Annotated in this window: 11 protein-coding genes; 2 read left to right on the forward strand and 9 right to left on the reverse strand. The window is 39.5% G+C overall.

Translation table 11 applies throughout. The annotated features are described in order from the left end of the window. Window positions 1-2 precede the first annotated feature (2 nt). The 4 genes from ACULLG_RS01805 to uvrC form a co-directional block, all read right to left on the reverse strand. Window positions 3-965, reverse strand: coding sequence for a tryptophan 2,3-dioxygenase family protein (locus tag ACULLG_RS01805; protein WP_452125055.1), 963 nt, complete (start codon window positions 963-965; stop codon window positions 3-5). Window positions 966-970: 5 nt separating this feature from the next. Next, the gene (locus tag ACULLG_RS01810; protein ID WP_452125056.1) at window positions 971-1,750 is read right to left on the reverse strand and encodes a DUF3108 domain-containing protein; all 780 of its coding nucleotides are present in this window, start codon (window positions 1,748-1,750) and stop codon (window positions 971-973) included. 372 nt (window positions 1,751-2,122) lie between these two features. Then, on the reverse strand, window positions 2,123-4,369 hold the full coding sequence (locus ACULLG_RS01815) for a patatin-like phospholipase family protein (RefSeq protein WP_452125057.1): 2,247 nt from the start codon (window positions 4,367-4,369) through the stop codon (window positions 2,123-2,125). A 27-nt stretch (window positions 4,370-4,396) separates the two neighbouring features. Then, window positions 4,397-6,187, reverse strand: a complete 1,791-nt coding sequence (gene uvrC, locus ACULLG_RS01820) for an excinuclease ABC subunit UvrC (protein ID WP_452125058.1) — start codon at window positions 6,185-6,187, stop codon at window positions 4,397-4,399. Between the two features lie 391 nt (window positions 6,188-6,578). Here uvrC and ACULLG_RS01825 point away from each other — a divergent pair, with 391 nt between their 5' ends. After that, window positions 6,579-7,139 (forward strand): 5-formyltetrahydrofolate cyclo-ligase, encoded by a 561-nt coding sequence (locus ACULLG_RS01825; protein ID WP_452125059.1) that lies wholly within the window; start codon window positions 6,579-6,581, stop codon window positions 7,137-7,139. Here the strand turns inward: ACULLG_RS01825 and ACULLG_RS01830 are convergent. The 4 genes from ACULLG_RS01830 to ileS all read right to left on the reverse strand — a co-directional run bounded on the left by ACULLG_RS01830 (window position 7,136) and on the right by ileS (window position 12,336). Continuing rightward, window positions 7,136-7,771 carry a lipoprotein signal peptidase gene (locus ACULLG_RS01830; RefSeq protein ID WP_452125060.1) on the reverse strand — a complete coding sequence of 212 codons (636 nt, stop codon included), beginning with the start codon at window positions 7,769-7,771 and terminating at the stop codon, window positions 7,136-7,138. The genes ACULLG_RS01825 and ACULLG_RS01830 overlap by 4 nt on opposite strands. 32 nt (window positions 7,772-7,803) lie before the next feature. Further along, window positions 7,804-8,421, reverse strand: coding sequence for a hypothetical protein (locus tag ACULLG_RS01835; RefSeq protein WP_452125061.1), 618 nt, complete (start codon window positions 8,419-8,421; stop codon window positions 7,804-7,806). A gap of 129 nt (window positions 8,422-8,550) precedes the next feature. Next, on the reverse strand, window positions 8,551-8,934 hold the full coding sequence (locus ACULLG_RS01840) for a TraR/DksA family transcriptional regulator (protein WP_420320682.1): 384 nt from the start codon (window positions 8,932-8,934) through the stop codon (window positions 8,551-8,553). Between the two features lie 3 nt (window positions 8,935-8,937). Next, window positions 8,938-12,336, reverse strand: a complete 3,399-nt coding sequence (gene ileS, locus ACULLG_RS01845) for an isoleucine--tRNA ligase (protein WP_452125062.1) — start codon at window positions 12,334-12,336, stop codon at window positions 8,938-8,940. A 181-nt stretch (window positions 12,337-12,517) separates the two neighbouring features. Between ileS and ACULLG_RS01850 the strand changes: the two genes are divergently transcribed. Beyond that, a complete protein-coding gene (locus ACULLG_RS01850) occupies window positions 12,518-12,859 on the forward strand; it encodes a hypothetical protein (RefSeq protein ID WP_452125063.1) in 342 nt (113 codons plus the stop codon). 49 nt (window positions 12,860-12,908) lie between these two features. Here ACULLG_RS01850 and ACULLG_RS01855 read toward each other — a convergent pair whose 3' ends face one another. After that, window positions 12,909-15,323, reverse strand: a complete 2,415-nt coding sequence (locus ACULLG_RS01855) for a TonB-dependent receptor (protein WP_452125064.1) — start codon at window positions 15,321-15,323, stop codon at window positions 12,909-12,911. Window position 15,324: the final 1 nt, after the last annotated feature.

Below are 15,324 nucleotides of genomic sequence, written 5' to 3' on the forward strand. Positions count from 1 at the left end.
ATTTATTTGTTAGCGGGATTAAAAATGTGGTCAACCCATTGTTTTCCCCATGTATCCAGCTCTTCTTCAGAGTACAAAGTTGGGAAAAATATTATTTTCTGAAAACTTGGCGGCAAAAAGTCTTTCCAATTTGTGCCCCCAGTGGCATCGACCTCCTTGTTTTCCTTGGCCAAATATCTATAGGCGGAACCCATATGCATCAAGGGCCAATTAACATTTGCGTTCAAATCCAAGTCTTTTAATGATTTAATCAAAGTCCCATCATTCCTTGAAGCTTCTGGAAGCTGAAGATATTTATGGTAGATGGTGCTAGTCTTCACCTGATTTGATATTCTTAGTAGTCTTGGTGTATACCTGAACTCAAATTGTTTAAGGGTCAATGTTTTTTCGCCAGTGGTAAGATCGGTTGCTCCTTTTTTCCAATAGATATGTTCAAAAAGTTCTTCTATACCGTCTTTTGCCGAGTAATTGTCACGCTCTGAAAAATGCACAAGATTTTCCAAAGGAGTAGCATAAATCTCAATCATTCGGTATTGTGCCGATTGAAATCCACTTGCAGGCAACAAGGCCATTCGGTACCTTAAAAACTGCTCTCTTTCCATCCCTCTTATCATAATACTAAAGGACGATGTGAGTGCTTTAAAGTAGTTGTTGATTCGATTTACTTTTTCGATAAAAAAAGTAAGATCTTGGGATTTATCCTCTACTATTTGTTTTTGCTCATGTAGAATCAGCTTAAAGTATAGCTCCGTAATTTGGTGGTACATGATGAAGATTTCTTCATCGGGAAAATGGGTTCGTGGCACCTGAATGCTCAGCAGGGTGTCTAAATGGATATAATCCCAGTAGGTAAGGTATCGTTGATAAAGGAGTCCGTCTAGGTATGAACTTAAATCCTGTCCTGAGTTTTTGTACTTTTCTTCAAGCTTATTGATTTGGGACTCAATTCGCTCATCATTCTTCATTCAAGCTATTTCATTATTATTTTAAACTGGTTTCTTAGCCCATTGTAGGCATCTAAATCTGCTTTCAATGATCCAACCGCTAAATCTGCTTTAATTCGAACTGGAATTTTATTCAAATCGTTCGAAACCCAAAGGGTAAGGCTTTCTTGTTCTTTAAAAACACGGCCTGATTGAACCACGGGCCTAAATTTAAGACATTCTACTTTGCCGAACTTGGTTCGAATGATTTCTTTTCCTAAAAACTTTAATTTGAATTTATATACTCCATCATCATCATAAAGCATATCCATTTCCACGGATTCTCCAATCTCGAAATCATCAAGGGCGTATTTGTTTCTTAAATAGTAGGATGATGACAACAAATCTTGAATACCATCATGCACGGGAATATCCATTTGCTTCCCATTTTTATTGTCTTTTAAAACGGCCTTGTCTTGATCGTAGTAAAAATCGATTTCAATGTCCTTGGTATATCCTCCTTCAGATATTTTTCTGATAAAGCGATGTGGTCTGCCATCCTTTTTTCCGAAATAACTTTCATAAGTGTCATCCACTTTAAAAAAGATACTTGCAAAGCCGGTTGTTTTGCCCCTGCCGACCACATGGTACACCGGAGTATTGTCTATAGTGTCATTGCTAAGTTGAAGGGTAGCGTAGCTGGCATTTAAAAACCCGTAGTGTATCCTGAATTTTAGCCATTCTCCGGCCTTAAATGCGGGACGAACGTTTTGCGCCATTAATGGCGTGATAAGTAGGAAGGCAAATATGGTAACAATCTTTTTCATAATCTTTATGTCGGTATAAAATTACTAAAATCACATCTCGGATTCAGCACTTTACATATACTTAACAAAACTTGTTCCAAAATATTATATACAAAAAAAGCCCAGTCTTAAAACTGGGCTTTTTCTAAATAACCAACCAAACTTTAAATTATGAAAAACCAATACTTAAAGTTATAAGGGAACCACCCCTTATGTGATACAAAGATACATTAAGACATCACAGAAATGTAAGTTTTAACGTACTTTAACTATCTTTTTAGCAAATAGTGAAGATTTGGCAATTAATTAAGAAAAATTAGGGGTTTTGTGTCAACTTTGTTCCATATTTCTCCTACAAATATTGGGATTATCAAATTGTGTTTTTGCTGTTGATTAGAACCAGTATCCCACACTAAAGAACACATTGCTATTATCACTTTCCGGAGACCATGAATAGTATATTTGTACCGGGCCCAAAAAGGATTCCAGTCCATAGCCAAGTCCATATCCTGAGAAGGTTGGTTCCGAAAACCATTCGCCAGTTCTGAACAAATCGTCGTCTACATTTGCAAAATTGGCCGAAAACAAAAAGTGGTTTTTGTCTGCAAATTCATAATCAAACCTACCGTAGGCCTTTACATAACTGTTACCGGGGAGGCTCAAAAAATCGTAGCCCATAAAAGGGGTGAAATTGTTGACGAAGTCATTACCAAAGCCGCCCAATACAAAATCAAAAGAGGTTACCCCAGAGGTGCCCAGTTTAAAACCACCTTCTGTTTCCAAGTTAAGTGTTAAGTTTTCAAATAGGGGGAAAGCGGTTCCAATTTTAGCTTTTCCAATGGAAAATTCCTTGAAGTTATCGTTGAAATCGGACGAAAAAAGATACAAATGAAAATCACTGTCAAAAAATAGTCCCTTAGTAGGAAAGTATTTATCGTCATAGGTATCCAGGGTGATCTTACCATAAGCGCTAAAGTAATTTGAATCGTCAAAAATTGTCCGATCCGATGATGACAGTTGCAATGCCGCTTCAGGAGCTTCTTCAAATTGGTTCAATGTTCGGGTGCTATATCGTAACAGTTTGTGCTCTGCACCCAAGGTAAAGGCAAATTCTTCCCTCAAAACTGTTTGCAAATATATTTGATTGGTCCAATCGGTGACATCGAGACTGATTTCCCGGATGTTTGGATCATTGGGCGCATCAAAATTAGATCGTATAAGTTCAAAATCGATTTCTTCATCAAAGTCGGTAAACCTTGAATTTACCCCAAAGCTCCAGTAAAAACCTTTATCAAGATAGTACTGCATATTATATCGAATATGGTCCCCCAGAATGAAATCGAAAGAAGCCACATCATCTTTTAAAAGGAAGTTCTTTTTAGTGAGATTGATCAATGCTGAGCTCTTATAAAGATCATCATAGTGGGCCGCCATTTTAATGAACATCTTGGTGGGATTTTCCTTTAACTTTAAAACAAGGTCTGTTCCCAATCCGTTGGATATCAACTCATATCTTATGGCCTTAAAATTCCCTGTAGCTGAAAGGTTGTTGATTCCCTGCTTTAACTTTTCAAATGGGATTTTCTCCGCTAGATTAAATCTTAGTTTTCCCTTGATATAACCACGGGTATACTGATCATTTCCTCTTATGATCAATCGGTTTATGGTCAAACTATCCATGGGGTCAATGTTTTGGCGAACCATGGGATCGGCACTCTGTTTTTGAGCCAACTCTTCCAGCCTTGAAATGATAGCCGAAGCCGCTTTCTCCCCACTATCCATAATTTCAGTGCTACGGTCAAAATCGATAACAGAAAAATCATCGATATCCGGTCGAATATAAATATCCGTTTTTTCTGCTTTGACCTTCATGTCATTCACTGTTCGATAGTTGTTGATCTGCAAAAGAATTTCCGTCGCCGAAGAGAGGGACTCACGAGTAGATAAACCATGTTGTACATCAACTCCTATAATAAGGTCGGCTCCAAGTGCCTTTACCTCATCTATCGGGTAGTTATTGACCACCCCGCCATCAATCAAAATTTCCCCTTCTATCTCCGCTGGCTCAAACAGCGATGGAAAAGTGCCACTTGCCATAATAGCTTCTGGTAAGTATCCTGAATCCAACAACACTTCCTCTCCGGTCTCCACATTGGTCGCAATGCATAGAAATGGAATAGGAAGTCTTTTGAATTCCTGAACATCTTTTACATGAAAAAGAAGTCGGACCAGTTCATTATAAATGTTCTGTCCACCCGAAATCGCCTGCGGGAATGATACGTTGAAATTGGTAAAGGGGAGACTTAGTGCATAGCGCTCTGAATCTTCCTTCTCGTAAAATGTTTTAGCTCCTCTAGGCACGTTATCCTGGATGAGTTTTGAAAAATCGGTCACCCTAAAAATAGAATCCAACTCCTCTCCAGAATATCCTGATGCGTATAAGGCCCCAACTATGGCACCCATACTTGTTCCTCCAATATAATCGATCTTTATTCCTGCTTCATCAATAACCTTCAACGCCCCAATATGGGCCAACCCTTTAGCTCCGCCTCCACTTAAAACCAATCCAACTTTTGGGTTTTCCTTATTAGTTAATGTTTGCCCCCAGCTAAAGGTCACCAACAAACCAAATAAGACCATTAATATTATCCTTTTGTCACCCATTTTCTAGTGGAACGATTTATAAATTTTTTTTGCTTTGGCCATACCTATAGATTGCGCTAAGGTCTCAATGGTTGCTTCCTTTATTCGCTTTACCGACTTAAATTCCTGCAAAAGTTGCTCCGCAGTCTTTTTCCCAATTCCTTCAATATTCTCCAATTCAGAATCTATAGCGGCTTTGCTTCTTTTGTTCCTGTGATGTGTTATCCCAAATCGATGTGCTTCGTTTCTTAGTTGTTGTATAATCTTCAGGCTTTCTGATTTTTTGTCCAAATACAATGGAATGGGGTCTTCAGGAAAGTATATTTCCTCTAGTCGTTTTGCAATACCAATAATGGCAATCTTTCCCCTAAGTCCTAAAATATCCAAGCTTTTTACAGCACTGGATAGTTGGCCTTTTCCCCCGTCTATTACAATAAGTTGTGGCAATGGCTGCTCTTCATTCAGCAATCTTCTATATCTCCTAAAAACCACTTCTTCCATGCTTGCAAAGTCGTCGGGCCCCTCAACAGTTTTAATATTGAAATGACGATAATCCTTTTTAAAAGGTTTTCCGTTCTTGAAAACAACACATGCCGCCACTGGATTACTTCCTTGTATATTGGAATTGTCAAAACATTCGATATGGGTGGGTTCTTCAGAAAGTCTTAAGTCAGCTTTCATCTGAGCCATTATTCGTTTGGTATGCCGATCAGGGTCAGTTATTTTTATCTGTTTAAACCGATCTTGCCTAAAGAACCGTGCATTACGTTCAGAAAGCTCCAAAATCCTTCTTTTATCCCCCAATTTTGGCAGGGTGACCCTCAAATCTTCTTCCACGGTAACAGGAAACTGAAGATAAATTTCCTTGGATTGGGATTTAAACCGCTGTCTAAGCTCCGTTATGCCCAGTTGCAATAGTTCCTCATTGGACTCATCCAGTTTCTTTTTTATCTCCATAGTATGAGACCTTATTATGGCGCCATGTGAAAGTTGTAAAAAGTTGACATAGGCATGGGTCTCATCAGAAATGATCGTAAACACATCAACATTGTTGATTTTTGGGTTGACCACTGTGGATTTGGCCTGATAATTCTCCAAAATCTCAATCTTGTCCTTTATCCGCTGTGCCTTTTCAAACTCCATTTCTTGGGCCAAGGCCTTCATTTGTGATTTGAATGACTGCAACGAATTCTTGAAATTTCCTTTAATAATCTGTCTAATGTCCTCAATTTGCTTTTGATAGTCTTCTTCGCGCTGCAAACCTTCACAAGGGCCCAGGCAATTTCCCAAATGATATTCCAAACAAACTTTGTACTTCCCCGCTGCTATTTTTTCTTCTGACAAATCGAAATTGCATGTTCGCAGGGGATACAGGCTTCTCACCAAATCCAATAAGGTCCGCACGGTTTTCATGCTTGTGTATGGCCCATAATACTCCGAGCCGTCCTTTATCAGTTTTCTTGTTGAAAAAACTCTTGGAAAACGCTCCTTCTTTATGCAAATCCAAGGATAGGATTTATCGTCCTTTAGCAAGACATTATATCGGGGCATCAATTTTTTGATCAAGTTGTTCTCCAATAGGAGCGCATCCGATTCTGTTGCCACCACTATATGTTTAATGCTTTCAATTTTTTTTACCAGCACCCGTGTTTTCCCATACTCTTGCTTTTTATTGAAATAGGAGGATACTCTTTTTTTCAAATTCTTGGCCTTTCCCACATACAGAATTTTCCCTTCGTTGTCATAAAATTGATACACCCCAGGATTATCGGGGAGGGCACTTAGCTGAACACTAATTGAAGGAGTTTTGGGCATAAAATTTCCAAAAATTGAAGCTTTTACAAAGGTATACCTTAATAATAGGGTTTTTTTGTTAAAATTGATAGGTGATTATTCTGCCTCATTCCCACATGCTTTGTTGTTTGGTACGTACACAGAAGGGTTACAATCCACTGAAAAATGCTCTTTTTTGTTAAGCTGTTGCTAAAAAAAGTGTATTTCATCGATTAAAAATGCATTTCATGGTAAAATTTCCAATTCTTTTACCTATTTTTAAAGCATAAATTACAACCTCAATGGAGAATTACATTATCGTTTTGGGAATGTATTTGATCTTGATGCTTTTCTTCAAGATATTTTTCTCTGTTTCAACAAGAACAGAGTAGAAAGTTTCCCAAAAAACAACCCCAAAAATTTCAACATTTAAATGTTGAAACATGAACTAAGAAAAAAATACAAAAATCTGAGGGCGGAGCTCGAAAGTTCGCATATTTCAGATTTGAGTATCAATTTAGCGAATCATGCACTTCAAATCCCTATTTGGGATTTTTTTTATTTCCATATTTTTCTCAGCATTGAAGAAAACAAAGAAATTGACACTATACCCCTGATTACACTTTTGCAGGGAAGGGATAAAAATGTCGTTGTCCCAAAAATAAGTGGTAAACAATCCATGGAAAACTATTTGCTTACCGACAACACCGTCCTCAAAAAAAATAAATGGAATATTCCTGAGCCTGTAGACGGGATTCTTGTCCCCGAAAATAAAATAGATGTGGTTTTTTTGCCATTATTGGCTTTTGACAAGCAAGGCAACCGTGTAGGGTATGGTGGAGGATATTACGATGCTTTTCTAGCCAAGTGCAATGAAGAAACCGTAAAAATCGGGTTGTCATTGTTTGAGGCCGAAGATGCTACAATAGAAACACATTCCAACGACGTGAAGCTCGATCATTGCATAACCCCAACAAGAGTTTATAGTTTTTAGCTTTTAGATTCTTCCTGCTCGGGTTTTGGAAAAGCTTTTTTATTGAATACAATCAAAATACCAACCCCTGTACTGATTGCCGTATCGGCTATATTAAAAACAGGTTCGAAGAAACGGAATCGATTGCCTCCAAAATAGGGCACCCAATCTGGCCACGAAGTATCGATCAAAGGAAAGTATAGCATATCCACCACTCTTCCATAAAACAAGCTTTCGTAGGGTTCTGGAGAGAACAATGTGGCCACTTGACCATTACTGTGGTCAAATATCAACCCGTAGAAAACAGAATCGATTATATTTCCCAAGGCTCCCGCAAAAATCAAGGAAACTGCCAATATCAACGTTTTTGGAGATTGTTTTCTGATAATGTCCCAAAGCCAGTAACCGATTCCCATTATCGCGAAAAGTCTAAAAATCGTTAATATCAACTTTCCTGTTGATTCAGATACTGGAAGTAGGTCGCTTAGCTTGGTTCCCCAGGCTGCACCCTCATTTTCAATAAAAAGAATTTTGAACCAACTAAAAACTTCATTGGATTCTCCAAGAAAAAAATGGGTCTTCACATAAATTTTGCTGATTTGATCAATTAAGAGGACCAATACAATGATCAATAGGGACTTCTGTAATTTCATGTCTTTAAAAAGATTGCGCAAAAATATGGATATTATTTTGTTTTCTTCAGATGGATTTCCCCTTCTATAGTATTCAATGTAAATTGATTATCCCCATTGGGAATGTCTTCTTCAAATATTTCACCATAAGTGCTTTTTGCAAATATATTTCCTGAAGGAACCGTTACAATGATATCTCCTTTTTGTGTAGTAACCTCCACCGTTTCGCTCACATTGACAAGAGTGCATTTCCCGTCAGAAAGTTTCGCCTTAAGCCTTTTGTACTTTCCTATTGCGCTAAGATTGCTGTTTGTTCCATAAACAAATACATCTTTATACTCTGGCAGATTGATCTCCAACGCAATGGAAATGACTTTGTGGGCACTCAATTTGTCGTTGGGATTGATAAAATTAGGTTGAAATCGAGTACTTATTAACATTGTAGCTCCTTCCTCTTCAATGCTAACAACCAAATCCTTGGCATATTCACCCTCCATGGTCGCTTTGACAACAACTTCTTCTGTTTTGGAGGTAAGGAGGTTTACTTGATAGCAAAACTCAGCGTCTATTTGAATATACTCTGTCGTGTTGCTCAAAGCTTTTTTTACCAACTTTTGTCCTTGCAGATTAGCAAATGAAAAAAACCAGAGGGTCAATAATAGCATCTTCATAGCCAAAATGGTTTTGCAGAATCTGGATGTCACATCGAGCGCGGTCGAGATGTTCATCACATTTCCATTAAATACCATAAAGAGTTCTCGACTGCGCTCGAACTGACAATTTGTGCTCTCTGGAGTAGATTATTTCTGCATGTTCTTTGCCTCTATGCTCAAGGTTGCATGGGGAACTAATTTAAGACGTTCCTTATTGATAAGCTTTCCTGTGACCCGGCAAATTCCATAGGTTTTGTTCTCTATGCGAAGTAACGCATTCTTAAGGTCCCTGATGAACTTTTCTTGACGAATGGCCAACTGCGTGTTCGCCTCCTTACTCATGGTCTCGGAACCTTCTTCGAACGCCTTGAACGTCGGAGAAGTGTCGTCTGTTCCGTTATTTCCATCATTCATATAAGAACTTTTTAAAAGCTCCAAATGACTTTTGGCCTTTTCTATTTTTTCTTCGATTAGGGTTCTGAATTCCTCTAGGTCTTTATCTGAATATCTTACTTTTAAATCTTGTGCCATTTTTTAATGTTTTTGGATAAACAATTTTGTGTTCACTTCATCGAAGGCAATCGCAATGCCTTCATCTAATTTTTCTTCGAAATTGAGCTCAGCGGTCAAAGTCTCTGTTTTAATGTACTCTTCATTGCTTGTTACAGCGTTTTCCACAAAGCCATCCTTCAATATTTTGATGTCGATTTTATCGGTCACTTCAAATCCAGATTCTTTTCTGAGGTTCTGAATTCTGTTGACCAATTCTCTAGCAATTCCCTCTTTTCTAAGGTTGTCATCAATGGTAACATCCAAGGCCACGGTGAGCGAACCTGAGGTGGCCACCAACCAACCTTCAATATCTTGGGAACTGATTTCTACATCAGTTAACTGTAAAATAATACTTTTATTTTTCAATTGCAGCATTAATTCTCCATCTCGTTCAATTTTTTGGATATCCTCCTGCTCTAATTGACCAACAGCAGCTGCAATATCCTTCATATCCTTCCCAAATCTTGGGCCCAATACCTTGAAATTTGGCTTTATCTGTTTCACCAAAATTCCGGACGCATCATCCAATAACTCAATCTCCTTTACATTCACTTCGGATTTAATCAAGTCTGAAACTGCTTCAATATCTTCTTTCTGTGCATCATCCAAAACAGGAATCATGATTTTTTGTAATGGCTGACGCACTTTTATTTTTTCTTTTTGACGAATGGATAAGACCAGCGAGGACACTTTTTGTGCCAATTGCATTTTTCGCTCCAACTTTCCATTCACCATGCCCTCATCAAAAGTTGGGAATTTGGCCAAATGCACACTTTCAAAACCTTCTTTTTGGGTAATTGCGTCCAAATCTTTGTACAATCGCTCCATATAAAAGGGCGCAATGGGTGCCGAAAGTTTTGCAACCGTCACCAAACAGGTATACAACGTCTGGTAGGCAGAAATTTTATCTTGCTGATAATCCCCTTTCCAGAATCTCCTTCTGCTCAAGCGCACATACCAGTTGCTCAGATTTTCTTGAACATAGTCCGAAATCATTCGAGCAGCCTTTGTTGCCTCATAATCTGCATATGCTTCGTCAACCCTTTGAATCAACGAATGCAATTCTGATAGAATCCATTGGTCAATCTCCGGTCTTTCGTTTAAAGGAATGTCCGCCTCTGCATAAGTGAATTCATCAATATTGGCATAAAGTGCCATAAAGGAATAGGTATTGTATAACGTTCCGAAGAACTTACGTTTTACCTCAACAATGCCTTCAATATCAAACTTAAGGTTATCCCAAGGGTTTGCATTCGAAATCATGTACCACCGAGTGGCATCTGCTCCATGTTTGGGAAGCACTTCAAACGGATCAACGGCATTCCCCAAGCGTTTGGACATCTTCTTTCCCTCCTTGTCCAAAACAAGTCCGTTGGAAACTACATTTTTGTAGGACACAGTATCAAAAACCATGGTGGCAATGGCATGAAGGGTGTAGAACCATCCTCTTGTTTGATCTACGCCTTCTGCAATAAAGTTGGCAGGGAAAGCCTCTCCATTATCTATCAATTCCTTATTTTCAAAAGGATAGTGCCATTGGGCATAAGGCATAGAACCGCTATCGAACCAAACATCAATAAGGTCGGCTTCGCGTGTCATAGGCTGACCCGAAGCAGAAACCAAGGTAATCTGATCTACAATGTTCTTATGCAAATCAATTTTGTCATAGTTTGCCTCGCTCATATCTCCAACCACAAAATCCTCGAAAACATCCTTTTCAAGAACTCCAGCTGCAACCGCTTTGGCCATCTCTGATTTTAGTTCTTCAACCGAACCAATGATCATTGTTTCCTTGCCATCCGCAGTGCGCCAAATGGGCAACGGGATGCCCCAATATCGGGAACGTGAAAGGTTCCAATCATTGGCATTGGCCAACCAGTTTCCAAAACGGCCCTCTCCGGTAGCTTTGGGTTTCCAGTTAATGCTCTGGTTAAGCTCGAACATTCGGTCCTTCTTGTCAGTCACTTTAATGAACCAAGAATCCAAAGGATAATATAGAATAGGTTTATCGGTACGCCAGCAGTTGGGATAACTGTGCACATATTTTTCGACCTTGAAGGCCTTATTCTCTATTTTTAGTTTGATAGCGATTTCAACATCCACCGACTTTTCGGGGGCCTCACCATCGGCGTAGTATTCGTTTTTGACATACTTGCCGCCAAATTCTTTCATCTCCAGCCTAAACCTGCCTTGTAAATCCACTAGGGGAACAGGGTTGTTATTCTCGTCCAATACCAACATTGGTGGCACTTCAGGCTTTGCCTGTTTTGCGACCAAGGCATCATCTGCTCCAAATGTAGGGGCGGTATGTACAATACCGGTACCATCTTCAGTGGTCACAAAGTCCCCGGCAATCACACGGAAAGCATTTTCTGGATTTTGATAGGGCTGGGCATAATCGATTAGCTGCTCATATTTGATCCCCAGCAAATCTGCTCCCTTACATTCTGCAGCAACAAGGAAAGGTATCTTCTTGTTTTCTTTGGAAAAAGAGGAAAGTACTGAAACATCATCGGTTTCTTCATACTTGCCACCAAATTGTTTTCCTACCAAATTTTTAGCAAGGATAACATGTACAGGCTCAAAAGTATATTGATTATAGGTTGCGACTACCACATAATCAATCTTAGCGCCTACGGTCAAAGCCGTATTGCTCGGAAGCGTCCAAGGTGTAGTGGTCCAAGCCAAAAAATGTAAATGGTCAAACTTTTTTAAGAACTCTGGGACTGTACTTTCAACAGCTTTAAATTGAGCAGTAACGGTAGTATCAGTAACATCTTGGTACGTTCCTGGTTGGTTTAACTCATGGGAACTTAAACCAGTACCTGCCTTTGGCGAATAGGGTTGTATGGTATATCCCTTATAAAGAAGTCCTTTGTCATAAATCTGCTTGAGCAACCACCAGACCGATTCCATGTATTTGGATTTGTAGGTGATGTATGGGTCATCCATATCTACCCAGTACCCTACCTTTTCGGTCATATCGTTCCAAACATCCGTGTACCGCATTACCGCTTTTTTGCAGGCTGCGTTATATTCTTCAACAGAAATCTTTTTCCCAATATCTTCTTTGGTAATGCCCAATTCTTTTTCAACACCGATTTCTATCGGCAAGCCATGGGTATCCCATCCGGCTTTACGCTTTACCTGAAACCCTTTCATGGTCTTGTACCTGGGGAAGATATCTTTAATGGTACGAGCCATTACATGATGAATCCCGGGCATGCCGTTGGCTGAAGGTGGGCCTTCGTAAAATACGTAGCTTTCTCCTCCCTCTCGCGTAGAGACACTCTTTTCAAAAATCTGGTTGTTTTTCCAGAAGTCAAGAATCTCTTCCGATACTTTGGGCAAGTCCAATCCTTTATATTCCGCAAACTTCATATCTACTGCTACTTCGTCTAGATTTCCAAGTTTGCAAAATTATAAATTTAGATGGAATAATCCTGCTGTAAACAAGGTATTTGGGTCAACGTAAATTGCTTACCCTAAATATGATATCACAAAAATGATGCTTTCCGTTAAATTCCATATCTTAACAGCTTTAACACTAAACCATTTTATAATGAAAAGAGTATTGATTGTAGCGATTGCATTGTGTTTTTCAATGTCAGCAACTATTTCTTGTAAAGAGTCGGCGGATAAAGCCAAAGAAGCCACCGAAGAGGCGGGAAAATCCCTTGAAGAGGCAGGAGAGGATTTAAAGGATGCGGCTACTGACGCCGTTGATGCTGTAAAAGATGCTGGCGAAGATGCAATGGAAGCCGGAGAACAAGCACTGGATAGCATCAAAAAAGCTGGTGAAGATGCCGTGGATAAGGCAAAAGAGATGGGAGAAGATGTAAAGGATGCTGTGAACGAAACTGCTGACGACCTTAAAAAAGCCGCAGAGGAACTAGATCATTAAATTCCACTTACCGAATTAAAGAGGCTTGGAATGTTCCAAGCCTTTTTTGTTAGAAGCTATATCCCAATCCTAAAATTAGATTGGTTCCCGGAGCGGAAATCCCAGACGAATAGGTTCTGTACCTTTGGTTGGTAATATTTTCAAGATTTATAGTGGCTTTGAACGCATTGGAAATTTGATATTGAGACCTAAAGTTCAATGTATACCAAGATGGAGAAAATGGATTTCCATCAGCATCTAAATCATAGATATAAGCTTTGCTTTGCTCGGTGAGTGCCAAGTTGTTATTACTTATTTCCCCATTATAATTCAAGAACAGGTCTGTTTTTAACTTTTGATTTTGCCAGATTAAGTGAAAATCGGCAAAGGTTGGAGCAGCATGCCTTGCCGGGGTATCCTCGCCACTGTCATCTTCTTCGGTGCCTTCTGTAATGGTTAGATTGGAAGTTAACGACCAGTTTTTATCTAAAAAGGCTTCCAGTCCTAATTCAAAACCGTACACGTATGCTTTTGCTGCATTCTGAATCGCCTGTACATTGCTCAACTCCCCATTGTATAAAATCTCTCTTTCCCCGTTAAAGGTAAAATCCCTTCGCACCAAGGCATCGACCAAATAGGTGTAAAACGCGGCTCCTTTTAAAACCACTTTATCATTGAAGTTCTTTCGAACGCCTATTTCTGCATTGTAGGCATATTCAGGCTCCAATTCCGGATTGGGCACCACCACCGAACCTGGTTCAGATTCAAACACCTTCCCAATATCATCAATATTGGGAGCTCTAAATCCTGTGGAACCATTAAGTGTAATCTGAAGGTCTGCACGTGGGAACCAACTAAACCCAAGGCTTCCAGTAAATGCTCCAGTAATCAAATCGGCCTCATCAAAAGGGAAAGAAAAAAAGGTGTTTTCGAACTGGGCATCCACCCAAACCTGGCTGTAACGTGCTCCAGACAGTAAAGTAAAATTTGGCATCAGTTTATATTCCCCATTGATGTATCCCGCAAAGGTTTGCCAAGTGGCCCCATCCGGGTAGCGCGAAGCCGCATCTGTAATGGTATTGGTCTCAATATTGGTTTGGGTTCCTTCGGAGTTGACCTTGTTGAAAATATATTCAGCGCCATAGTACAGTCGCAAATCGCCAATCTTTTTGTTTTCAAAATCAAGATTTATTGATATTGCATCAACCTTTTCAACCGTTGTAAATCTGTTGGGATCTTGAAATAATCGTTCATTTCTACTTTCTTCAAAATGTTGATAGGCTGCAGTCAGTTTTACCCCATCATAAAATTTGTTCTTTCCTTGTTTTGTGACCTGAAAATTTCCCATCAACCACTTTTGGGGGCCATAAAACCATTCCGCAGAACGAAGTCCATCCCCTGTGCTATTGGGTCGAATCAACCTATCGTATCTTGAAAAATCCGAGGTTTCGGAATAATACAATCCCAAGTCATAATTCCAGGTTGTGTTAGGTCGATAAGTAAATTTTTGAAGGAAATTTATTTGATCATATCCCGATGAAACTTGTTTTCGAGGGTCAATGTTTGACATTAAAACATCCGTACCATTTTCACGCACAACATAGTTGTTTCTTCGGAAGGAGTCCGGACCATTTTTACCCATTGTCAAGTCGTCAAAATCGTTATAACTGAAACTCGTATACGAAGCCCACTTTTGTTGTCCGAGGTTAAAATCTACATGTGTTGTGCTCTCGTTATTGGCCGACGCAAATCTGTAATTAACATTACCAGAAAATGTAAGGCTGTCAGTAAATGAAAAGCGCGGTTTTTGGGTGAAAAAATTCATAACCCCTCCAATGGCATCACTCCCATAAATGACCGACCCAGGGCCAAAAATCACTTCGGTATTCTTCACTGTGAAAGGGTCTATGGAAATCACATTTTGCACATTCCCCCCTCTAAAAATAGCATTGTTCATTCGGACCCCATCAACGGAAAGCAGCAGTCTGTTTGTTGCAAAACCTCTGATCATGGGACTTCCTCCTCCCAATTGGCTTTTTTGCATAAAAACTTTTCCGCTACTCTGTAAAAGATCTGCTGAAGTCTGGGGAGTGGTAAATGCAATTGCCCGTGCATCGATAGATTCTATTTTCTGGGGAACATCTTTTTTTTGTTGCTCCCATTTGGAAACTGACATTACAACTTCTTGCAATTCTTCGGGTTTCAGGTTGAGATAAACCCGATTGCCTTTTCGGCTTAGCTGTGCTTTGGTGGTACTATAAATTTCATAGCTTATATGGCGGAAAGTAATGCGCTCATTTCTAGCAAAAACATCAAGTTCGCTAGACCCATTAATATCGGTTACGGCCGTTTTGGATTTGTCCTTGTTGTAGATGGCCATATTGGCAATAGGAGTGCCTGTATCGGCATCCAACACAGTAATTTCCTGGGCGGACGCAGCTACATAACCCATCAAAAAAAAGAGGACAAAACCTATGGTTCGCATA

It is taken from the genome of Flagellimonas sp. 2504JD1-5, from assembly GCF_053618295.1.